Genomic DNA, 21,844 nt, shown 5'->3' on the forward strand with positions numbered 1-21,844 from the left:
ATAGAATAGACAGATTCGTTTGTATAGAGAAAATCGAAATTTTCTAATAACTAATTCCAGTATTATTTTCATTAATAAAATTAGAGTTAGTAATTTTTATCGACTTAAAGGAGATGCATTTCTATGACAAGCCAGTGGATCAGCCAGTTGCAAAACACAATAAAAACAGATCAATATTCAACTAGCGTTAGCGAATTATATCGACATAGCCACGATGAATCCGATCACCCACCTGTAGAACCTGAGATTGTTTGCTTCCCAGAATCCACGGAAGATGTGTTAGCAATTATGAAAATTGCTCGTGAAGCATCAGTTGCTATTACGCCTTTTGGCATAGGTTCTGGTTTAGAAGGGCAAGCGATTCCCATAAAGGGCGGTATCTCACTTAATTTCGAACGCATGAATCAAGTGGTGAAATTTTCACCAGAAGATTTACTGGTAACAGTCCAACCTGGTATCACTCGCCTTCAACTGAATCACATCATTAATCGGCATGGATTGCAATTTCCGATTGACCCAGGTGCCGATGCCACAATTGGTGGGATGACAGCTACGAATGCCAGCGGTACAACCGCAGTTCGTTATGGTGTTATGCGAGATCAGATTGTCGATTTGGAAATTGTGTTAGCAGATGGCACCCTTCTACATACCGGAACAAAAGCAAAAAAATCGTCTTCAGGCTATCATTTGACGGGGCTGTTTACTGGGTCCGAAGGAACGCTTGGCATCATTACAGAAATCACGTTAAAACTTCATGGAATTCCTGAGCATACAATTGCTGCTAGCTGCACATTTGAGACACCTCATCAATGTGCAGAAGCGGCTCATATGATCTTGCTTAGCGGCATTCCTGTTCAACGCATGGAATTTGTTGATGCATACAGCATTGCGAAAGTGAACGACTACGGCAATTACGGACTTCCTGAAAAGCACTCGTTATTTTTTGAGTTTGCTGGCATGAAAAGTGCAGCGGAAGAAGAAGCTGCACTAGCACAGGAATTGTTAACAGATATGAATTGCGAAAACTGGCGGATTGCGGCGGATTCGGAAGAACGAGCATCGATTTGGAAAGCGCGTCATGAAATGGCTTATGCTTACCGGCATCAAGCAGGTATGACAATTACTGGTGGGGACGTATGCGTTCCTATATCTAAGCTTCCCGAACTGATTGATTATGCTCGTGACCTTATTTCCGAAAGTGGATTAGAAGGTGGTGTTTTAGGTCATATTGGAGATGGTAATTTTCATACTTCAATTGCTTATGATGCCAAAGACCCTAAGCAGCAAATTGCTGCCGAAACGATTAATGAAAAACTTGCTTATCGCGCCATCGAACTCGAAGGAACATGCACAGGTGAACATGGTGTCGGCCTCGGAAAAATGAAATATCAAGATGCAGAACACGGAGCCGCTGTTGCCATTATGAGAAACATGAAGCAAATGCTAGATCCGAATAATTTATTAAATCCAGGAAAAATATTCACATAAAAGCCAGCATAGAGTCTATCTCTGCTGGCTTTAAGCTTGTATTTAGTTGGAAATTAGAAACCGAGTCGCTCTCTGACACTAGCGGTATAATTTTGGCTAACGGGTAAAATCGAGCCGTCTCTTAGTGTCAACTGATAGTTTGATGCAATGTCTCGAGAAATCTCTTCTATATAATCAATATTCACGATATAAGATCGATGAATCGGTAAAAAACTATCTGGCAATTGATGCTTTAAGTTTTTCAATGTATGTATTGCACAATAAGCTTCATCGTCTGTATAAAACCATGTTTTCTTTTGGCTGCTTTCAATATGAGAAACTTTATTTACAGAAACAGGACGCCAAGTATCTTCATACTTTCCTGTTAGAAATCGGATTGGTTTGTTTTTACGAACTAAATAATCCGGCGGCAAAATAATAACAAGTACGCTTTCTTTTTCTCCTAGCTTGACTGGATAGCCAATGCCGTAATAAGGGGTTCCGAAGATAGACTCTTCGACAAACATTTCAATTCGTTGTCCTTCTTTTTTTGCACGTGCAGCAATACTACCGGGAAGCACTGCCTGGCCTTCTCGAATCTGCAAGTCATGAACTCCCGCTTTATAGTAGATATAGCTACCTTCTACCGCAATTGCAATCGATGCTTCTTTCGGAATCCAATCCCCTATGATAAAACCCATTTGTTCTAATATCGTATTTTCCATCCCCGACTCCCCTTTCAAATGTGTTTATCGTCAAATACTCGCTTTTGTCGCCAAATATTCTTTTTTGTCCTTATTAGAAGACAGTTAGAATTTTCTGTTATATATTAATATACATCAAAACAAACTGTATTAATACAGGAGATTAAATTTTTTTCAGAAAGGGATGATTTGTTTGTTAACAAAATCGACGATGACGATAAAAGGTGAAGAAGTTCCAGGAATGGAAACAATTTTAACTCCTGAAGCATTAGACTTTATTGAGAAACTGCATACTAATTTCGACAAACGACGCGTTAAGCTTTTGGAAAAGCGACAAGTACGTCAAAAAGAAATTGATGCTGGAAAAAAATTAGACTTTTTGCCAGAAACGAAACATATACGCAATAACAATTGGACGATTGCTCCGCTTCCTGAAGATATGAAAGACCGCCGTGTTGAAATTACAGGTCCGACAAACCGTAAAATGCTTATTAATGCGTTAAATTCTGGAGCCAAAATGTTTATGGCAGACTTAGAAGATGCTACTGCACCCAACTGGTTTAATGTCATTGACGGCCAAATCAACTTACGAGATGCGGTTCGGCGACAAATTGATTTTGAAGCTGCTGAAACTGGAAAAAAATATGCATTAAATGAAAAAACGGCAGTTTTAATGGTTCGCCCTCGTGGTTGGCACTTGATGGAGAAAAACATACTTATTGATGGACAACCGATTTCCGGTAGCTTAGTCGATTTCGGATTATACTTTTTCCATAATGCTAAGGAATTGATTGAACGCGGAACAGGTCCTTATTTCTATCTTCCAAAAATGGAAAGTCATTTAGAAGCGCGTCTTTGGAATGATGTTTTCGTTTTCGCACAAAATGAATTAGGGATTCCTCAAGGGACGATACGCGCAACCGTATTGATTGAAACTATTATGGCCGCTTTTGAAATGGACGAAATTTTATACGAATTACGCGAACATTCAGCTGGTCTAAATTGCGGTCGTTGGGACTATATTTTCAGTGTCATCAAACGAATGCGCAATTTACCAGAATACATTTTCCCGGATCGTTCACAAGTAACCATGACAGTCCCGTTTATGCGAGCTTACACACAATTGTGTATTAAAACGTGTCACAGACGCAATGCACCGGCGCTTGGCGGAATGGCAGCACAAATTCCCGTTAAAGGAAATGACGAAGCCAATGCCGCGGCTTTTCAAAAAGTGGCTGAAGACAAACGGCGTGAAGCCATGGACGGTCATGATGGAACGTGGGTTGCACACCCTGGAATGGTCGCGGTCGCGATGGAACAGTTTGATGAGCACATGCCTATACCAAACCAAATTGATAACAAACGCGAAGACGTTCAAGTTACTGCGGAACAATTGGTAGAAGTGCCAACTGGAACCATTACAGAAGAGGGATTACGCTCAAACATTTCAGTCGGCATTCAATACATTGCTTCCTGGTTATCGGGAAATGGCGCGGCTCCTATTCATAACTTAATGGAAGATGCTGCAACTGCTGAAATTTCCCGCTCCCAAGTATGGCAGTGGATTCGCCATCCTAAAGGTGTTTTAGAGGATGGACGAAATATCGACCTTCCTTTGTTCCATGCAGTGATTGAAGAAGAAACGGCTAAGATCCAACAACAGGTTGGCGAAACAAGATATTCAACCGGTAATTATGCGGAAGCCCGTAAGTTGTTTACAAATCTTACTTTAGAAAGTGAATTTGCTGAATTTTTGACACTGCCAGGTTATGAAAAGCTAAACTAAACTATTGGAGGAGATCAAAATGAAAAACACTCAAACTTTCGAAACGCGTACAAAAAAAGAATGTCGGGAATGTGGCTGTGAAATCAAAGAACGCCGCGAATCTATTATTTATGAATGTGAACGTTGCATTGCCAATGTAGAAGAATAACCCAAAAGAGGAAAACCAGTAAATATGGTTTTCCTCTTTTTTCGTTAGTATGTTATTTTCTCTAATAATGTCTGTTGATTGTTAAATTGAATTTTGCCGATTTTCCCTGCTGTTGGTACGATAGCCTCGCCATCAAAATTAAACGTTTCGAGTTCACCTGTTTCGGGTTCAAACAGTACTTGGAATGTGAAAGTATACAAAGTCTTCTCAATTTCATTTTGGGTGATTTTAATATTAGCCGTGCTTAGTTTGTATTCATGATCTGACAAACTATACATAAAAGCATCTGTATTCTTAAATGTATCATACGCATTTTCAGTAAAATACGAAGCATACGTATCGCTCATGTAATCGATTAAAGCTTCGTATTCAGATGAACTTAGCCAAGCGTTGTATTGTTCCTCATCCATATCGCCTGTTTGAGTTTCCATTGCAGCCTTCCACAATTCGCGGTATTTTTTGTCGGGACCGTTAAATTGTTTTTCAATGACAGCTTGAATGGTCGCTTTGTCTTTTTCAACTGAACCCATTGTTTTTTCAGTTTCTACTTTTTTTGCTTCACCATTTCCTGAACAACCGGCAATGAGTAAAAAAGAAACGAACACTAGTAGCAACCCGATAATTCTTTTATTCTTTGTTAAAATGGCCATACGTTATTCCCCCTTTTATTCTCATTTCACGCTTTTCACAAAAAAGTAATTCTCTATTATACGAATCTCCGATCAAGAAGTTTCCTTTTTCTTACAACAAATGCTTTGGTCTCCTAAAATAAAAAGCTACCCCAAAAGTCAGTGCTCATGACTTTTGGGGTAGCTTTAAGTTTCACTCTTGATTAGATGATTTAAAACGGTACCGTGTATCTTCTTCGAGTTTATTGAAAACTTCGATATAGCGTGTTCCGCCTTGTTCACGCTCGTTCGGTGTATCCTCGCCTTCTAAAATTTCGTCGAGTGGTCGTGCTTCGGGCTCAATGATTACCGAATCATAATCGTCCATCAACCCTTGGAGTTCAATGTAGTTTTCAATTTCTTTGTCTTTTTTCACTTCTTCAAATAGTCGGTCTGATTCGTCCTGTGTTAAATCTACGTATCCGACTGTGATCTGTTGCTTTTCCATTTTACAACCTCCTGTAGCTAGTCCGTTATTTCTTATTCCATACCCTTTAGACTAAAATACATAAACCTACGTCATTCACTTACTGGAAGATATCGCTATTTTCCGCTATGATGAAAGCTATAGAAAAAATGAGAACCGGAGTTGATTTTTTTTGCGCGTAGCCATATTCGATTTTGATGGAACATTGTATTCAAAAGAAACTTTCCAGTTAATGATGAGTCATTTAAAAAATCATCCTGAACATAGCACACGCTACCGTCAATTTTACCGGACCATAATGCCACCTTATATTGGTCATCGACTAAAAATTTATCCTGAATGGAAAATGCGTGAACGTTCTGTTCAAGCTTATTTGTCTTCGTTGGAAACTTTCACAAAAACTGAACTCGAACAATTTTTCGGTGAGATTGCAGATCGTATGCACGGGGATATGAATCCAACGGTGGTGGAGCGCTTAAAAGAACACGTAGCTAATAATGATTACGTCATGCTCGTTTCTGGAGCCTTCACTCCATTACTTCACGCAGTGACAAAACAATTGCCGATTATGACCATTATCGGGACAGAAATTCTTTATAACAATAATATTTTAGATCATCAAACTCCATTGTCACATGTCCAAGGTCAGCTAAAAACGAAAAAAATCAAAGAAGCACTAGAAGGATGGGACATTGACTGGGCCAACAGTTATGCATACGGGGACAGCCCTTCCGACTTACCTGTACTTGAACTTGTCGGTCATCCTGTAGCGGTGCGTCCAAAGCCAAAATTAAGAACAGTTGCAGAACGTCGCAACTGGGAAATTATTTAAGCACGAAAAAACGGACCGCAAATTGCGATCCGTTTTTTCATGCTTCGTCTAACACTTCAATACAAATTTGAATGCCTTTAACAAGATCCTCATGTGACCAACTAGGAATCCGACCGTGTTGGATTGCCAATTCATGTGATGCGGGAATGTGAATAAAACCTGTTTTCAATGTAGGGTTATTATGTTTGGCATAATGCAATCCCTCATACATAACGTTATTACATAGATATGCACCAGCCGTATTTGAAATTTCTGCTGGCAAGCCATTAGTTAGTAAATGATCAACCATTTTTCGAACGGGTAAGGTAGACATATAAGCTGCCTCTCCTTCTTGTCGAATCGGCTCATCAACAGGTTTATTGCCTTGATTATCAACATCTCCATCTTTGACATTCAAGGCGATCCGTTCTGGTGTAATTTTATAGCGTCCCGCAGCAAGTCCTAGCGATATAACAGCATCTGGATTTTCTTCTTTAATAAATTTAAGCAAAAATTCTCCAGACGAATTAAAGTCCACAGGCATAATTTTGCCGACCACTTGATAATTGCCGATTATTTTCTCATCTAGCGCTTCTACTATTTTCATTGTCGGGTTGACCGTATAATCCAAAAATGGTTCAAAGCCAGTTAACAGTAATTTTCTCAATAAGATCTCCTCCTAATCACTATTATACGCATCCCCTTTTTCTTGCCCACCCCTCTCTTTTATAGGTTTTAAATTGTCAGAAAATATAAACATTAAATTTATTGAAAAATAACTTCCCAAATGTTTTTCCTTGTGTTAAAATTCATTAAAATGAATAAAAATGCAATAACACAGGAGGAATATACATGATTAAGAAACTATCATTTATCACTTTATTTGCATCATCTGCATTAGTGCTAGGGGCTTGCGGAAGTTCAAGTGAAGAAGATACAGGATCTTCAGAGAAAAAAGAAGTATTGGAGATGGGAACATCTGCAGAATTCGCACCATTTGAATCTCGTAACCCCGAAGGCGATATTGTTGGGTTCGATATTGACCTCGCAAACCACATAGCAGACGAATTAGGTTACGAACTTGAAATTACAGATATGAAATTTGATGGCTTGATCGGTGCTTTGCAAAATGATCGAGTAGATATGGTCATTGCTGGCATGTCGGCAACTGACTCTCGTAAAGAGAACGTCGATTTCTCTACTGAATACAATCATTCTGGCGAAATGTTCGTTACAGCGAAAGATTCAGGGCTTACGAGTCTCGAAGCTTTAGAAGGTAAAACGGTTGGTGTTCAACTTGGGACGATACAAGAAGAAGGCGCGAAAAGCATCATCGCTGACGAAGGCATCAACTTTGAATTGAAAGCTTTAGACGATTCGGGCGCATTAATCCAGGAAATTTTATCTGGTCGCATTGATGCTGCTTATATTGACAAACAAGTAGCGCTTGGCTACATCGAAGCACAAGACCTTGGTGCATTTGACGATCCAACAACAGCTTCACCAGGCATGGCTGTCGCTTTCCCTAAAGGCAGCGAGCTTTTAGAAGATGTTAACGGCGTACTCGCTGAAATGGAAGAAAGCGGCAAATTAGATGAACTAAAAGAAAAATGGCTATCTGAAGAAGAGTAAACTTACCTGTAGAAAAGAGTTGTAACTTATGAACCTGGATTTCTCTCAAATAGTCCCCTATATCCCTTTCATGCTAGAAGGGATATGGGCAACTTTAAAATTCGTATTTTTTGCTATCATTCTTGGATCTATTCTTGGAACATTATTGGCTTTGTTTAAAATTGGCAGCATCAAACCTTTACGTTGGTTTGCGGATGCCTATACATCGATTTTTCGTGGAACACCACTAATCCTGCAATTGATGATTATTTACTTTTCCACTCCCCAGCTAACCGGATATGATATTTCAGCTTTCCTGTCCGCAATTCTGGCTTTTGGATTAAATTCATCCGCCTACATATCGGAAATTATCCGTGCCGGCATACAAGCAGTAGATAAAGGACAAACGGAAGCTGCACAAGCTCTTGGAGTGCCCTACCGTTCGATGATGAAAGACATCATTTTGCCCCAAGCTCTGAAAAACATTTTGCCTGCACTCATGAATGAATTTATCACTTTAACCAAAGAATCTGCCATCGTTTCGACCATTGGCTATCTCGATCTCATGAGACGTGCACAAGTAGTAGGAGCTGATTTGTTCCGTAATTTCGAGCCGTTGTTATTTGTCGGATTCATCTACTGGTGTCTTGTAATGGGCTTAACGATGATTGGTAGAGTGTTTGAACGGAGGCTGAAACAAAGTGATTAATGTACAAAATTTATACAAGAAATTCGGCACCAATGAAGTACTTAGTGATATTTCAGCTACCGTGAAAAAAGGTGAAGTCGTTTCAATAATCGGTCCTTCTGGTTCCGGTAAATCGACTTTCCTACGTTGTTTAAATTTGTTAGAAGTACCGACTGCTGGAACTATTGAAATTAACGGCAAAAGTTTGACCGCTTCTAATAAAAATATACACAAAATTCGCCAAGAAATTGGGATGGTGTTTCAGCACTTTCATTTATTCCCTCATTTAACGGTACTTGAGAATTTAACTTATGCCCCGATAAAAGCAAAAGGTATCAAAAAAGCAGAAGCAGAAATGAAAGCTCGTCTTTTACTCGAACGTGTCGGCTTATCTGAAAAAGAAAAGGCATACCCAAATAGCTTGTCAGGCGGTCAGAAACAACGTGTAGCAATTGCTCGTGCGTTGGCAATGGAACCGGAACTGATGCTGTTTGATGAACCGACATCGGCACTTGATCCTGAAATGGTTAAAGAAGTGCTCGACGTAATGAAAGACTTAGCACAATCAGGTATGACAATGGTTGTCGTCACGCATGAAATGGGCTTTGCTCGCGAAGTTGCAGACCGCGTGTTATTTTTAGATCACGGTGTACTAGTCGAAGAAGGTCAACCTGTTGAATTTTTCAGCAATCCAAAAACTGAACGCGCAAAAGATTTTCTGGATAAAGTATTGTAATAGGTGTCTTTTAGGTATTTGTAAAGACTGTAGACAAATCGATTTATTCGATTTTGTCTACAGTCTTTTTTGTTGGAAACGAATCGCTCTAGTATTTGTTCATTTGATGCTCAAATGTCGAACGTATCCCTCACCTTTCACATGTTATAATCGAATCTGGGAATCTTGCAGAAAACAGAGGTGAAAAATGTGTTTAGAAAAATAATTATTTTAGTTGGTGTTGTATTTTTCATGTCGCTGTTTGTTTTTACAGCTGTCATGTTTTTAAAAAATGAAGTAGAACTTTACTCCGATAATAATATAACGTTAACACTTGAAAAGCCGACGTTCATTACGCTTAATGAGCCTGAAGTTAGTGAAAATGGACCGGACTTAACACAGCTTTACGAAATGACATTCCTTGGCTTGAATGTTGGGACGTATACACTTGTCGACCGTTCGCTTTCTAATGGAACTTCTATCATTTTTGAGGATATCAAAAATACAAGTTGGCTTCCTTATACATTTTCAATGAACATTAACGGCCTAGAAGATACAGACTATAAATCTTGGAATCCACAACCACCGGCTCGACTTGACGAAGCGATGTATGGTTCAGACCGCACGACCAATCCTTACGGCGTCTTTACGACCGCAAACGGCGAAATGTTAATTGGTAATGTGTATGTATCACGGAATCTTCAACTCGGTAATGGCAATTGGGTGCAAGAACTGCGCCATGAAATTACTGATTTGACATTAGAAGAAGGTGTATTATCGAAAAATCTATGGCTTCCTCCTAAACACACAAGCCAAACTTGGTTAATGGCTTCACCAGAACCTTTATTTGATAAAGAAGAAATTGAAGATGATTGGATTTCTTTTTCCTTGGAAAACCGGCTATCTCAGTTAAACTGGCTAACACCTGAAGGTCCTTTGGTTAAGCTCGAATTGACTGATGATCCACGCACACAGCTAGCTTATGGGTATATCGAAAAACGGACTGCCGATTTAACTTCTTTAGAATGGAATGAAGGATCCTCTGCCTTGTTTTTTGAATCGATGATACTAAATGCGGAAATCAATAAACAATAATATAAAAAGGTGCCTTACAAGTTCATTGACAATGACTTTTAGGCACTTTTTTTTCATGAACTTTTGAGAATTTACTTGTATTTAGTGCGCTAAGCTCTTTCTTGGATATTAAACTAAATATTCTGTATAATAGATATGAGTTAAGTGCTCGTTTTTATTGCCATCCGGCTGCTGGCTGCTGGCTATCAAATGAGGAGGTTGGTCATAATGGAACGCAAAGTAATTGATCCACGAGAAGTCGAGCTTCAATTAGAAGATGACTTTAATGCAATTCTGAATATGATTGGCGAAGGTGCACCAGATTTTGCAGCCGATGAAGAAAACGAGATGTTAAAAGAACGTCGCCGTGAAGAAGCAAAAGCGAAAGATCTTCATTAACATTAAAAAATCACCTCTCTTTAAATAGAGAGGTGATTTTTTGTACATATTTTTTCTTAGTTCATCATTTCTGCTAGATAATCGTAAGACTGCAAACGTTCGTCGTGATTGAAAATTGGTGAGTGGACAATTACTTCATTCGCATGCGTTTTTTGGATAAAGTTTTTCAGCTTTTGTTTGACGAGTTCGGGTGTTCCGACAATCATCGATTCAGAGTTTAATTTATCTCGGAAAATTGCAATTTCACGATCTGACCAAACGTCTTCCAACTTATCAATCGGTGGTTGGAATGTTGTCGGCTCTCCCCTCATCAACGAGAACATTTGCTGTTGTGAGGAAGTTGCCAACCATTCTGCGCGCTCTTGTGTTTCCGCAATAATAACATTTACACCAAGCATAGCGTATGGTTCCGTTAATGCTTTGGATGGCTTAAAATTCTGATGATACAACTGCAAAGCTTGCATCATATAATCAGGCGCAAAATGACTAGCAAATGAAAATGGCAAACCTTTTAAAGCAGCAAGCTGTGCACTAAAGCCACTTGAGCCGAGTAACCACATTGGCACTTTCATATTAGTTCCTGGGAAAGCTCGTACACGTCCTACTGGATTTTCTGAGAAATAATTTTCCAGTTCTGCTACTTGTTGCGGAAAGTCCTCCCCATTACTGTGTAAGCTTCGACGCAATGCATGAGCCGTTGCTTGATCACTCCCGGGTGCACGTCCTAAACCTAAGTCGATGCGCCCTGGATAAATCGTTTCTAAGGTACCAAACTGCTCCGCAATAACTAGCGGTGCATGATTTGGAAGCATAACGCCACCCGAACCGACACGGATCGATTTAGTCGCACCTGCAATATGGCCGATTAACACAGATGTAGCCGAACTACCAATTCCCGGCATATTATGATGTTCAGCTAACCAAAAGCGGTTAAAGCCTAAGGACTCCACATGTTGCGCCAATTCAACGCTATTTTTGAATGCCTGCGCCGTTTCTGCACCTTCATTAATCGGTGCCAAATCAAGCACAGCCAGTGGAATATTTTCGAATTTCTTAATTTGCATAATGATTTTCACTCCTATTCATCTCCATTGTAGCGATGTTTAACAAAAACATCCCTTTTTCTGCTCATGTCACGAAAAGTGAAAGTGCCTGGTCAGCTCCGACAGGCATAAGACAGACCAGCAGGGTGGCGTTCTTTGCCACACAGCTGGGTTGACTTATGACCCGAGGAGCTAGGCACTTGCAACTGGACAACAAGAAAAGCGCAAGCTGCCATGTAGCTCCGACAAGCGCTGGAAGCCTTGCCGTCAATGGCGTTTTTCTGCCATTGGTGGCAAGGCCGAGGAGCTGGCAGCTGAAGCTAGACAATAAGAAAAGCAGAAGTGGCTATGTAGTCCCGACAGGCTTAAGGCAGAACACGTAGGAAATCCTGATTTCCGTAGTGGGCTGACTTAAGACCCCGAGGGACTAGCCACTGGAGCTAGACAACAAGAAAAGTGAAAGTGCCTGGTCAGCTCCGGCCGCTCTAACCTTTTTTCTTTTTATTCTAACTAATTAAAATTTTCTCTTGCTTTCCTCTAGCAAATGATTTATGATAAGGAACATCGAAACAGAAACACCATAAATTTAATAGGATATTTCTTATCTAGAGAGACGGAGGGATTTGGCCCTGTGAAGTCTCAGCAACCAGTCTGACGAAGACTACGGTGCTAAATCCAATAGGCTTTGCCTAAAAGATGAGAAGAATGCGTTTCCTGACAGGGGCTTTCTTCTTAAAAGAAGAAAGCCCCTGTTTTATCGTGGAGAGGATGAGCAAAATGACAAAACATAGTTTAGAAACTTTATTGGTTCAATTAGGGAACCGCAGCGATGCCACGACAGGAGCGGTAAACCCGCCTATTTACTTATCTACAGCTTATGAGCATCAAGGTCTTGGACAATCGACTGGTTATGATTACACACGGACGAAAAACCCGACACGTTCTGTTTTAGAAGAAGGATTTGCAGAACTTGAAGGGGCTGATGCCGCATATGCATGCAGTTCTGGAATGGCCGCTATCCAACTGGTTTTGTCATTATTCCGACCTGGCGATGAATTATTAGTACCAGAAGATATTTACGGAGGTACGTATCGCCTATTAGATCATTTCGCAGCCGCTTATAACATCCATCCAATATATGCTGAATTTAAAAACACACAAGATACAGAAAAGAAAATAACAATAAACACTCGAGCTCTTTTTATCGAAACACCTACTAATCCACTCATGCAGGAAATTGATCTTGTGGCCTATGCCGCATTAGCGAAAAAACACAAACTCCTATTAATAGTAGATAATACATTTTTAACACCTTTTTTCCAACAACCTATCAAGCTAGGAGCAGATATCGTGATTCACAGCGCCACTAAATACATCGGTGGTCATAATGATGTGTTAGCTGGACTTGTGGCTGCTAAAGGCGAAAAGATTTGCGACAAACTAGCCACATTCCACAACTCGGTTGGGGCTGTCCTCTCTCCTTTCGACTGTTGGTTATTGGTTCGAGGATTAAAGACATTACCATTACGTATGAGACAACACGAAGCGAATGCCAAAGCAATTGCAGAATTCTTGTCTCATCAGCCGGTTGTAACGGACGTATTGTATCCGGGTAAAGGCGGCATGTTATCTTTCCGATTGCAGAAAGAAGCTTGGGTTGGACCATTTCTAGAAAATATTAAGCTCATCACGTTTGCTGAAAGTCTTGGCGGTGTTGAAAGCTTTATCACTTACCCTGCCACTCAAACTCATGCAGATATCCCTTTTGAAGAACGCACAAAACGCGGCGTATGCAACCGTCTATTGCGTTTCTCTGTAGGCGTTGAACTAGCTGACGATTTAATCGCTGACTTAACACAAGCATTTTCAAAATTGAAAGAGGAGGTTGTTGAATATGACCGATCGTATTGAAACCAAGTTTATTCACTCTACCGGAGTAGATCCACTTACTGGGGCCGTTAACGTACCGATCTATTTGTCGTCTACATTTCATCAGAAAAGCTTAGATTCTTTTGGTCCTTTTGATTATAGTCGCTCGGGTAATCCTACTCGTCTTGCACTCGAAGAGACGATCGCAAAACTCGAAGGGGGCACTCGTGGTTTTGCCTTTTCATCGGGAATGGCTGCCATCTCTTCTGCTTTTATGCTTTTATCTTCTGGTGATCACGTACTTGTTTCCGAAGATGTTTACGGAGGCACATACCGTTTCATCACAGAAGTTTTGGATAAATTCAAGATTGAATATACATTTGTAAATATGACTGATTTGGATGAAATGGCCCATGCTATTCAACCAAACACAAAAGTTATTTACTTAGAAACGCCTTCAAACCCTGTTATGAACATTACAGATATTGAAATCGCTGCAAAATTAGCAAAAGCGAATGGTTGTTTAACATTCGTCGACAATACATTTATGACACCGCTCTATCAAAACCCGTTAGCACTCGGTGCCGATATTGTTCTACACAGCGCTACAAAATTCTTGTCGGGTCATAGTGACATTATCGCCGGACTCGCCGTCACGAAAGACGAAGAACTTGGCAATCGTCTAGCCTTTATCCAAAACACGTTTGGTTCCGTTTTAGGAGCACAAGATTCTTATTTACTTATTCAAGGCATCAAAACTTTAGGCGCTCGTTTAGGTCAATCATCCGAATCCGCTCGTGTGATTGCTGAATACTTGCACAACCATCCATTAATTGAAGAAGTTTATTACCCAGGGTTTTCATTTCATCCGGGCAATCCCATACACGAACGTCAGGCGAAGAGTGCTGGAGCTGTCCTCTCTTTCCGCTTAGCTGATAAAAAATCCGCTCGAGTATTTGTAGAACATTTGAGAATTCCAGTATTTGCGGTCAGCCTAGGTGCAGTCGAATCAATATTATCTTACCCCGCTACAATGTCCCACGGCTCTATGCCTGAAGAAGAACGTGAAAAACGCGGTATTACCGACGGCTTATTGCGTTATTCAGTAGGCCTTGAGCATTCCGATGACTTGGTACAGGATTTAAACCAAGCACTTGTTCAAGTCGCACGCCGCAACGGATTGAGTATTGCAAATTGAACAGTAGCTTGCTAAATCGAACAGCATCCTTTCCCCAAGCTGGGAAAAGATGCTTTTTAATTTTATAAATGATGAAATTTAATGAACTCATTTTTTAGACACAATTCCAAAAAAATTAAGATAGTTGGCTGTTTCTAATTGACATTCTCAATTAGCTCTTTATAATTGAGGTTGAGAATGATTTTCATTTAACTTCTCAATTACATATATAAAGGGAGAGACATACATGAAGAAATCCTTATATCTTATCTTAGCATTGTTACTTCTTGTTTTAGCAGCTTGTGGAAACGACGATGCAGCTGAACAAAAAGAAGAAACAGATGGTAATGAAGTTAATCTATATACAGCAAGACATTATGATGTAGACGACGAACTCTATAAAAAATTCGAAGAAGAAACAGGCATTAAAGTCAACTTGATCAAAGGCGATGCAGACGAATTACTTGAACGCATCAAACGCGAAGGCGATGCTACTGAAGCAGATTTATTCTTAACTGCCGATGCAGGCCGTCTATACCGTGCAAAAGAAGATGATTTGTTGCAATCTGTAACAAGTGACTTATTGGATGAGCAAATTCCTGAGAACTACCGTGATACAGATCAAATGTGGTACGGTTTAACGAAACGTGCTCGTGTAATTGTTTATAACCAAGACACAGTATCACCTGAAGAGTTATCAACTTACGATGCATTAACTGAAGATCAGTGGAATGGTCGCGTATTGATCCGTAGCTCAGAAAACATTTACAACCAATCTCTACTTGCTTCATTTATCGAAATTGATGGTGAAGAAAAAGCAAAAGAATGGGCTGCAGGCCTTGTTAATAACTTCGCACGTGACCCTGAAGGTGGAGATCGTGATCAAGCAAAAGCGATTGCAGCTGGAGTTGGCGATGTTGCGATTATGAACAGCTACTATTTCGGTCAAATGTTAAATTCTGAAGATGCTGCTGAAGTAGAAGTTGCAGAAGGTCTTGGACTTTACTTCCCGAACCAAGAAACAACTGGAACTCACGTTAACGTTAGTGGTGCAGGTGTCGTTAAAACTGCTAAAAACAAAGAAAACGCGATAAAATTACTTGAATTCCTTTCTGCACCTGAAGCACAAGGCACTTTTGCAGAAGCTAACTATGAATACCCAGTAAACTCAGCTGTTGAACCTTCTGAGCTATTGAAATCATGGGGCGAATTCAAAGAACAAGATATCCCACTTTCTTCACTGGGAGACAACAACGCCAAGTCGATTTTAATCTTTAACGAAGTAGGCTGGAAATAATCAAAAAGCTGTTCCCTTGCTGTATTCTATAACGGCAAGGGATTTCTGACGATTGGAAAGGTGACTAATGCTATGCAACGAAGACTCGCTAATATAAATATTTGGACGGTCGCAGCTATCGCTATTATAGCTGCACTGTTTTTGCCGAACATGACAATTGTGACAGGGTTATTCACCCCCTCTAATGAAAATTGGGAGCATATGAAAGAATTCGTCCTCTGGTCGTTTGTCAAAAACTCCTTGATTCTCGTTGTTGCCACAGCAGTTTCAACGATTTTCATCGGTTTGAGTTTAGCTTGGCTGATTGCCCAGTACCAGTTTCCTTTCCGAAAATTTTTGAAATGGGCTTTGATCTTGCCTCTTTCTATTCCTCCTTTTATCGGAGCTTACACCTATCATGGAATCTTCAATTATACCGGGGTGATCCAGTCGACACTTCGCGGACTGTTTAATATGGAACTCAATCCTGTATACTTTGACATCATGAATTTACCAGGTGCAATTTTTATCTATACTGTCTTCTTGTATCCTTACGTTTATACCATTACACAAGTTTTTCTTTCTCAACAATCCGCTTCGCTCATTGAAAGTACACGACTTCTAGGAAAAGGCCCTTGGCGAACCTTTTTCCAAGTGGTTGTTCCGATTTCACGTATTTCGATTATTGCAGGCGCCAGTTTAGTCATCTTAGAAGTTTTAAATGATTACGGCGTTGTAAAATATTACGGCATCCAGACGTTTACGACAGCAATTTTCCAAAGCTGGTTTGGTTTAGGGGATATTGAAACGTCGATTAAACTCGCAGCCTCTTTAATGGGCTTTGTTATTATCATTTTGCTGATTGAGAAAATTCTTCGCGGGAGACGTCAATACAGCTATTCTTCCACTAAAGTACGCCCATTGCCGCTAATTCGGTTAACTGGATGGAAAGCATTTGCAGCAGCCGGATATGGCTTTGCAATATTAGCATTAGGCTTTTTCATCCCAATAATTCAATTGATCGACTGGACGATATTAACTTTTGGAACTATCCCTCTAGATGAATTTATATCTTATATAAAAAACTCAGTGTTTGTGGCAGGTATTAGTGCCGCTACCATTATTGTTTTCTCATTAATTGTTGGTAATTTTGCCCGACTTGTGCACGGCAGAATTGCTAAATTGTTGCCGAAATTGACTGTTCTCGGTTACTCTATTCCTGGAGCTGTTATTGCAGTTGCCGTTGTAACTGCCTTTGTGGCATTAGACAATTTTTTAGCACCGCTTTATCAATTAGTGGGCACAAAATCGACACTCGTACTCAGTGTTAGTCTTATCTTACTTGTTACTGCTTATATCATTCGATTTTTCGCCATTGGCTATAGCTCGATTGAGACCGGTTACGATAAAATCGGTACGGACTTCCAAGATGCTTCTCGCCTTTTAGGAGCAGGACTAACAAGAACATTCTTTAAAGTAGATATGCCGATGATGAAAGGCGCGATCATTAGTGGATTTATTCTAGTCTTTATCGATGTACTAAAAGAAATTCCATTAACTTTAATTTTAAGACCATTTAATTTTGATACACTTTCTACGAAAGCTTTCCAATATGCCAGCGACGAAAAAATCATGGAAGCTTCTCAAGCTTCTTTATTGATTGTTGGTATTAGTGCTCTGGCAATTATGGTCTTCTACAAGTTTTTGGAAAAGGAGTTGGATTAATATGTTCGTAACCATTGAAAATCTTTGTTTTTCTTATCCAAATACAAAAGCTGTTGCACTTGATAATTTCTCTTTAGAGATTGAAAAAGGTGAAGTTATCTCCATTCTTGGCCGAAGCGGAAGCGGAAAAAGTACGGTTCTCCGTCTTCTTGCTGGACTTGAAAATCCCTCAGTTGGCAAAGTAACGATTCAAGATCAAGTTCTCTGTGATAATAAAACATTTATACAGCCCGAGAAGCGTGGCATCGGCATGGTTTTTCAAGATTATGCACTTTTCCCTCATATGACGGTTGCTAATAATATCTTATTTGGACTGTTTCGCATGAAAAAATCTGCCAAACAGCAACGTCTCCAAGAAGTGTTAGAGCTTGTTGAATTGCAAGGGTATGAAAATCGTTATCCCCATCAACTGAGTGGTGGACAACAACAGCGTGTAGCGATTGCTAGAGCGCTTGCGCCAAACCCTCATCTTCTCTTACTTGATGAACCATTCAGTAATTTGGATGCAGAACTGCAAGAAAAGATACGGAAAGAATTACGTGATATTCTAAAAAAAGCCAATATCACGTCAATCTTTGTTACGCACGATGAAAAAGATGCTCACATTTTGGCTGACCGTATTGTCAAAATCAAAAATGGGCAGACGGATTTTATCGGTCGCCCATGTGATTTACTCGATGTTTACCGTCAAGAAGGTCATAGTGAACCCTTTCCTGCTGTAGAAGAAAAAGAATTAGTTCATAGCTAAAAATAGCCAACACGCTTTCTTAAGAGAAAGCTGTGTTGGCTATTTTTTAAGATTTAAAGCGAGCTGCATAAAAAAACCATCCGTTTTTCCGGATGGTTTCAGACTGTAGACAAATTCTTATTAAAGTGAATAGCGGTGTATAACCTCCAATCGGACTGGCCACTTCGCTTTCCGGTGGGCTCAGCTTCAGCCTCCTCGTCACTAGCGTTCCTGCGGGGTCTTCAGCTTTCGCTGTCCCACAGGAGTCTTCGTGACCATGCGCGTCAACTTAAGAAATATCAGGTGATTAGCCTCCTTTAATTGATGGTAAAGAAGAATACCATCAATTAAAGGAGGCGTTTTTTTATGAAACGGAACCATGCAACTTACCATCTGACGCGATTGTTCCAGTTTCTATCACCCAGGAAACCTTGAAGCTCTCGCTAAAGCAACTCAATTTGTCCAGAGAAAACGGAAGTTGACTGTCAGTTCTTTTATGAAGCTCCTGTTTTCATCTCCCGGAACTCTCAGTGACCATTCCTTATCCGAACTCTGTTCGGACTTGGCTATTCATCAGGTCCCGCTATCCAAAGAGGCATTGAACAAGCGTTTGAATGAACACACGGTTCTTTTTTTACAAGAGGTGTTTTTTGCCTTGTTTGAGCTCCAAAAAAGCTTGCCCCTACCGGGCATTCAATTGGCAACCACGCTTCCCTTCAATCGCATCCGGATACTGGATGGCACAACAGTCGCGCTTTCGTCTAATTGCCAGAGCGACTATCCTAGTTCGGTGGGGGCAGGCGTCAAATTTCAAGTTGAAGTTGACTACCTCACCGGTCAGTTTCAGTATGTGAAGATTCAACCCGCAAAAGCTGCAGATTGTCCAGCTGGTCGCGAGCGGTTGGACACGATACGGAAGGGGGACTTGTTTTTACAAGACCTTGGGTATTATCAATACACCACGTTTGAACAAATCAATGAGGAACATGCTTTTTATGTTAGCCGAGCCCGGACCGATACGATGTTTTATATCGACCATCCAACGCCTCGCGACCACCCAAATGGAAAAATGGTGGAAAGGTCTGCATATGAGCAACTTTTTATAAAAGAAGAAATGAAGACACTTCACCCAGGAGAAATACGCAATTACCCACGGGTCTATCTGGGCAGGCATAAGAAGTTGCCCTGTCGTCTCGTGCTCTATCGAATGACAGCGGCCGAACAGCGACGCCAAGCCTATCGAGTGAAACGCCGTGACCAGACCAAACACGGTACCATTAAACAAAAATCGCTAGATTTAGTGGGCGTATCCATGTTAGTGACGAACCTTCCAGACAAGGTTCCCACAGAAGAAATCGTTGCGCTCTACCGGTATCGTTGGCAAATCGAACTCCTCTTTCGCTCCTGGAAGAGCAACCTGAAACTGGATCAGTTTCGCCGCATGAAACAAGCTCGTTGGGAATGTCATATCTATGCAGAATTGATCCTTTTACTTCTCAGTACGTTGGTTGCCTATCAATTACGGGTCCGTTTCTGGAAAGAGCGGCATTTTGTGTTAAGCGAACAGATTGCCATCCACGAAATTTCCAAAAAAATAGGGATGCATTGGCGCATCCGTGACGGAACGGATTGGCAATGCATCCATCAAAAAATCGAGCTAACCCTGAACGCCATTGGTCGGAAGAAAGTCTGGAAACCCGGTCCGATCAACTGGCTATAGGCCTAAAAGACAGATAGACACTCAAAATTTGGGGAAATGAGAATGTTTATTTGTCGCGCCCTCAAGTTCAGCGTTACTAGTCATACTATCCCCCGTTCGAAAAAAGATAAAACCTCTTTTGAACGAAGGATAGAAAAGGTGTGAAATTTTCACTTACTCGGAAATATAGCTTTAAGAAACAGCTTAAGTTGACGCGCATGGTCTTCGTGACCAACCCGATTGGAGGCATGAAGCTTTAATCAAAGAAAGCAGACTATTTATCTATTTCATACTTAAAGAATATTAATATGCTTGGTAATTGCGGCACGCTAAGATTCTAAGCGCAAGGCGGCGACTCCTGCGGGATAGCGAAGCGACGAAATCCACTCGGGCAATTAGCCCGAGTTAGTTCGGCGCAAGCCCGCGGAAAGCGCCCGCCTGGAGCGCAGAATCCGGTATAACAAGATGAAATAAATATTCATTCTCTACTGATTATAATTATACTTTTGTCTACAAGCTGAAACCATCCGTTTTTCCGGATGGTTTTACTCTTAATTCTGATTTTCGCCAACTGCCGATAAACTGGCTGTTTTTTGCTTTAAGTCATCTGTTGCAATTATTTTTCGTGCAACTCCTGTTTCGATAGCAGCTTTAGCAACTGCCGCAGCTACAGCTGAAGCTACACGCAAATCAAATGGTTTTGGGATCACGTAACCTTCGTGCAACTCGTCTGTCTCCAGCAAGCCCGCTATCGCTTCGACTGCAGCGATTTTCATGGCATCGTTGATATCGGTAGCCAATACATCTAAAGCCCCTCTAAAGAGCCCCGGGAAAGCCAAAACGTTATTTACTTGGTTTGGGAAGTCAGAACGCCCTGTTCCAACAACTCGTGCTCCAGCCTGTTTTGCCAAATGTGGAAGAATTTCAGGGTTTGGATTTGCCATTGCAAAGATGATAGCATCGCTATTCATCGTCCGGACCATATCTTCAGTCAATGCCCCTTCAGCTGATACGCCGATAAAGACATCTGCTCCTTGTATCACATCCGCTAGTAGACCTTCTTTACGTTCATAATTGCTCATCTCAGCTACTTCAGCTTTAAATGGATTCATTCCATTTTTACGATCTTTATAAATGGCTCCTTTTGTATCGCACATAATCAGATGGGCAAAGCCAAATTTACTTAGTAATTTGACAATAGCAATACCTGCAGCTCCTGCACCGTTAACGACAATTTTCGTTTCCTGCACGTCTTTTCCGACCAATTTCAATGCATTGATCAAGCCTGCTAGTGTAACAATAGCTGTGCCATGTTGATCGTCATGAAACACGGGAATACCCATTTCTTTTTTCAGACGTTCTTCCACAATAAAACAAGTTGGGGCAGAAATGTCTTCCAAGTTGACGCCTCCAAAACCTGGTTCAAGTAATTTTACCGTCTGGATGATAGTTTCTGCATCTGTTGTATCTAAACAGATAGGAAATGCATCCACGCCCGCAAACTCCTTAAACAAAATCGCTTTTCCTTCCATAACTGGCAATGCAGCAAGTGGACCGATATTACCAAGACCGAGAACAGCTGTACCGTCTGTTACAACTGCGACCATATTGCTTTTCATCGTATAATCGTGAACTTTCGATGGATCAGCTGCGATTTCTCTGCACGGCTCCGCTACTCCTGGAGAATAAGCGAGACTTAAGTCCCTTTCGTTTTCTACCGCTACTTTTGAACGAACTTCCAGCTTCCCTTGATGCGTTCTATGCAATTGTAGCGAATCATTTTTTAGATTGGACATTTGCCTCATCTCCTTAGGTTCATAATTGTTCATT

At 40.7% G+C, this 21,844-nt stretch carries 20 protein-coding genes, 1 pseudogene and 1 riboswitch; of the genes and pseudogenes, 15 read left to right on the top strand and 6 right to left on the bottom strand.

Features of this window, described 5'->3' with window-relative positions; genetic code table 11:
- The first annotated feature begins 123 nt into the window (after positions 1 to 123).
- Positions 124 to 1,488 (top strand): FAD-binding oxidoreductase, encoded by a 1,365-nt coding sequence (locus BBI08_RS12485; RefSeq protein WP_008498209.1) that lies wholly within the window; start codon positions 124 to 126, stop codon positions 1,486 to 1,488.
- 53 nt (positions 1,489 to 1,541) lie between these two features.
- On the opposite strand, the gene BBI08_RS12490 is transcribed toward BBI08_RS12485, so the two are convergent.
- On the bottom strand, positions 1,542 to 2,192 hold the full coding sequence (locus tag BBI08_RS12490; protein ID WP_008498210.1) for a LytTR family DNA-binding domain-containing protein: 651 nt from the start codon (positions 2,190 to 2,192) through the stop codon (positions 1,542 to 1,544).
- 190 nt (positions 2,193 to 2,382) lie between these two features.
- Here BBI08_RS12490 and aceB point away from each other — a divergent pair, with 190 nt between their 5' ends.
- Together aceB and BBI08_RS17205 are read left to right on the top strand one after the other, a co-directional pair.
- The gene (aceB, locus tag BBI08_RS12495) at positions 2,383 to 3,957 is read left to right on the top strand and encodes a malate synthase A (RefSeq protein WP_418312501.1); all 1,575 of its coding nucleotides are present in this window, start codon (positions 2,383 to 2,385) and stop codon (positions 3,955 to 3,957) included.
- Between the two features lie 19 nt (positions 3,958 to 3,976).
- Complete coding sequence (locus tag BBI08_RS17205) at positions 3,977 to 4,105, top strand: hypothetical protein (protein WP_008498211.1); 129 nt, start codon at positions 3,977 to 3,979, stop codon at positions 4,103 to 4,105.
- Positions 4,106 to 4,149: 44 nt separating this feature from the next.
- Here BBI08_RS17205 and BBI08_RS12500 read toward each other — a convergent pair whose 3' ends face one another.
- Together BBI08_RS12500 and BBI08_RS12505 are read right to left on the bottom strand one after the other, a co-directional pair.
- Positions 4,150 to 4,755 carry a hypothetical protein gene (locus BBI08_RS12500; protein ID WP_008498212.1) on the bottom strand — a complete coding sequence of 202 codons (606 nt, stop codon included), beginning with the start codon at positions 4,753 to 4,755 and terminating at the stop codon, positions 4,150 to 4,152.
- A gap of 172 nt (positions 4,756 to 4,927) precedes the next feature.
- A complete protein-coding gene (locus tag BBI08_RS12505; RefSeq protein ID WP_008498213.1) occupies positions 4,928 to 5,221 on the bottom strand; it encodes a hypothetical protein in 294 nt (97 codons plus the stop codon).
- A 151-nt stretch (positions 5,222 to 5,372) separates the two neighbouring features.
- On the opposite strand from BBI08_RS12505, the gene BBI08_RS12510 reads away from it, so the two are divergent.
- Positions 5,373 to 6,032 carry an HAD-IB family hydrolase gene (locus BBI08_RS12510; RefSeq protein ID WP_065528167.1) on the top strand — a complete coding sequence of 220 codons (660 nt, stop codon included), beginning with the start codon at positions 5,373 to 5,375 and terminating at the stop codon, positions 6,030 to 6,032.
- 37 nt (positions 6,033 to 6,069) lie between these two features.
- On the opposite strand, the gene pcp is transcribed toward BBI08_RS12510, so the two are convergent.
- Positions 6,070 to 6,678, bottom strand: coding sequence for a pyroglutamyl-peptidase I (gene pcp / locus BBI08_RS12515; protein WP_008498215.1), 609 nt, complete (start codon positions 6,676 to 6,678; stop codon positions 6,070 to 6,072).
- 185 nt (positions 6,679 to 6,863) lie between these two features.
- Here pcp and BBI08_RS12520 point away from each other — a divergent pair, with 185 nt between their 5' ends.
- From BBI08_RS12520 to BBI08_RS17145, 5 genes are all read left to right on the top strand, one after another.
- Positions 6,864 to 7,643 carry an ABC transporter substrate-binding protein gene (locus tag BBI08_RS12520; protein ID WP_008498216.1) on the top strand — a complete coding sequence of 260 codons (780 nt, stop codon included), beginning with the start codon at positions 6,864 to 6,866 and terminating at the stop codon, positions 7,641 to 7,643.
- A 28-nt stretch (positions 7,644 to 7,671) separates the two neighbouring features.
- Complete coding sequence (locus BBI08_RS12525; protein WP_040850929.1) at positions 7,672 to 8,331, top strand: amino acid ABC transporter permease; 660 nt, start codon at positions 7,672 to 7,674, stop codon at positions 8,329 to 8,331.
- Positions 8,324 to 9,046, top strand: a complete 723-nt coding sequence (locus BBI08_RS12530) for an amino acid ABC transporter ATP-binding protein (protein WP_008498218.1) — start codon at positions 8,324 to 8,326, stop codon at positions 9,044 to 9,046. Before BBI08_RS12525 ends, BBI08_RS12530 begins: the two co-directional genes overlap by 8 nt.
- A 189-nt stretch (positions 9,047 to 9,235) precedes the next feature.
- Positions 9,236 to 10,120 (top strand): hypothetical protein, encoded by an 885-nt coding sequence (locus tag BBI08_RS12535; protein ID WP_008498219.1) that lies wholly within the window; start codon positions 9,236 to 9,238, stop codon positions 10,118 to 10,120.
- A gap of 207 nt (positions 10,121 to 10,327) precedes the next feature.
- Entirely contained in the window at positions 10,328 to 10,498 is a 171-nt protein-coding gene (locus BBI08_RS17145; RefSeq protein WP_008498220.1) for a hypothetical protein, read from the top strand.
- A 56-nt stretch (positions 10,499 to 10,554) separates the two neighbouring features.
- Here BBI08_RS17145 and BBI08_RS12540 read toward each other — a convergent pair whose 3' ends face one another.
- On the bottom strand, positions 10,555 to 11,562 hold the full coding sequence (locus BBI08_RS12540; RefSeq protein WP_008498222.1) for an LLM class flavin-dependent oxidoreductase: 1,008 nt from the start codon (positions 11,560 to 11,562) through the stop codon (positions 10,555 to 10,557).
- Positions 11,563 to 12,139: 577 nt separating this feature from the next.
- Positions 12,140 to 12,244, top strand: a riboswitch (SAM riboswitch).
- Positions 12,245 to 12,318: 74 nt separating this feature from the next.
- On the opposite strand from BBI08_RS12540, the gene BBI08_RS12550 reads away from it, so the two are divergent.
- The 6 genes and pseudogenes from BBI08_RS12550 to BBI08_RS12575 form a co-directional block, all read left to right on the top strand.
- Positions 12,319 to 13,452 carry a methionine biosynthesis PLP-dependent protein gene (locus tag BBI08_RS12550; protein ID WP_008498223.1) on the top strand — a complete coding sequence of 378 codons (1,134 nt, stop codon included), beginning with the start codon at positions 12,319 to 12,321 and terminating at the stop codon, positions 13,450 to 13,452.
- A complete protein-coding gene (gene metC / locus BBI08_RS12555) occupies positions 13,436 to 14,608 on the top strand; it encodes a cystathionine beta-lyase (RefSeq protein ID WP_008498224.1) in 1,173 nt (390 codons plus the stop codon). Before BBI08_RS12550 ends, metC begins: the two co-directional genes overlap by 17 nt.
- Positions 14,609 to 14,834: 226 nt before the next feature.
- Positions 14,835 to 15,884 (top strand): Fe(3+) ABC transporter substrate-binding protein, encoded by a 1,050-nt coding sequence (locus tag BBI08_RS12560; protein ID WP_008498225.1) that lies wholly within the window; start codon positions 14,835 to 14,837, stop codon positions 15,882 to 15,884.
- A gap of 72 nt (positions 15,885 to 15,956) precedes the next feature.
- Positions 15,957 to 17,588, top strand: a complete 1,632-nt coding sequence (locus BBI08_RS12565) for an ABC transporter permease (RefSeq protein WP_008498226.1) — start codon at positions 15,957 to 15,959, stop codon at positions 17,586 to 17,588.
- Between the two features lies 1 nt (position 17,589).
- On the top strand, positions 17,590 to 18,336 hold the full coding sequence (locus tag BBI08_RS12570) for an ABC transporter ATP-binding protein (RefSeq protein ID WP_008498227.1): 747 nt from the start codon (positions 17,590 to 17,592) through the stop codon (positions 18,334 to 18,336).
- A 412-nt stretch (positions 18,337 to 18,748) separates the two neighbouring features.
- A pseudogene (locus tag BBI08_RS12575) lies at positions 18,749 to 20,035 on the top strand (IS4 family transposase); the annotation flags it as partial.
- Between the two features lie 530 nt (positions 20,036 to 20,565).
- Here the strand turns inward: BBI08_RS12575 and BBI08_RS12580 are convergent.
- Positions 20,566 to 21,810 (bottom strand): NAD(P)-dependent malic enzyme, encoded by a 1,245-nt coding sequence (locus BBI08_RS12580; protein WP_008497116.1) that lies wholly within the window; start codon positions 21,808 to 21,810, stop codon positions 20,566 to 20,568.
- Positions 21,811 to 21,844 lie beyond the last annotated feature (34 nt).

This window comes from Planococcus halocryophilus (assembly GCF_001687585.2).
In the GTDB taxonomy this organism is placed as follows: domain Bacteria; phylum Bacillota; class Bacilli; order Bacillales_A; family Planococcaceae; genus Planococcus; species Planococcus halocryophilus.

What these genes read in the sequence shown, in the direction of transcription:
- BBI08_RS12485 (WP_008498209.1), top strand. Translation starts at nt 124, where the DNA reads ATGACAAGCCAGTGGATCAGCCAGTTGCAAAACACAATAAAAACAGAT.
- BBI08_RS12490 (WP_008498210.1), bottom strand. Translation starts at nt 2,192, where the DNA reads ATGGAAAATACGATATTAGAACAAATGGGTTTTATCATAGGGGATTGG.
- aceB (WP_418312501.1), top strand. Translation starts at nt 2,383, where the DNA reads ATGACGATAAAAGGTGAAGAAGTTCCAGGAATGGAAACAATTTTAACT.
- BBI08_RS17205 (WP_008498211.1), top strand. Translation starts at nt 3,977, where the DNA reads ATGAAAAACACTCAAACTTTCGAAACGCGTACAAAAAAAGAATGTCGG.
- BBI08_RS12500 (WP_008498212.1), bottom strand. Translation starts at nt 4,755, where the DNA reads ATGGCCATTTTAACAAAGAATAAAAGAATTATCGGGTTGCTACTAGTG.
- BBI08_RS12505 (WP_008498213.1), bottom strand. Translation starts at nt 5,221, where the DNA reads ATGGAAAAGCAACAGATCACAGTCGGATACGTAGATTTAACACAGGAC.
- BBI08_RS12520 (WP_008498216.1), top strand. Translation starts at nt 6,864, where the DNA reads ATGATTAAGAAACTATCATTTATCACTTTATTTGCATCATCTGCATTA.
- BBI08_RS12525 (WP_040850929.1), top strand. Translation starts at nt 7,672, where the DNA reads ATGAACCTGGATTTCTCTCAAATAGTCCCCTATATCCCTTTCATGCTA.
- BBI08_RS17145 (WP_008498220.1), top strand. Translation starts at nt 10,328, where the DNA reads ATGGAACGCAAAGTAATTGATCCACGAGAAGTCGAGCTTCAATTAGAA.
- BBI08_RS12540 (WP_008498222.1), bottom strand. Translation starts at nt 11,562, where the DNA reads ATGCAAATTAAGAAATTCGAAAATATTCCACTGGCTGTGCTTGATTTG.
- BBI08_RS12550 (WP_008498223.1), top strand. Translation starts at nt 12,319, where the DNA reads ATGACAAAACATAGTTTAGAAACTTTATTGGTTCAATTAGGGAACCGC.
- metC (WP_008498224.1), top strand. Translation starts at nt 13,436, where the DNA reads ATGACCGATCGTATTGAAACCAAGTTTATTCACTCTACCGGAGTAGAT.
- BBI08_RS12560 (WP_008498225.1), top strand. Translation starts at nt 14,835, where the DNA reads ATGAAGAAATCCTTATATCTTATCTTAGCATTGTTACTTCTTGTTTTA.
- BBI08_RS12565 (WP_008498226.1), top strand. Translation starts at nt 15,957, where the DNA reads ATGCAACGAAGACTCGCTAATATAAATATTTGGACGGTCGCAGCTATC.
- BBI08_RS12570 (WP_008498227.1), top strand. Translation starts at nt 17,590, where the DNA reads ATGTTCGTAACCATTGAAAATCTTTGTTTTTCTTATCCAAATACAAAA.
- BBI08_RS12580 (WP_008497116.1), bottom strand. Translation starts at nt 21,810, where the DNA reads ATGTCCAATCTAAAAAATGATTCGCTACAATTGCATAGAACGCATCAA.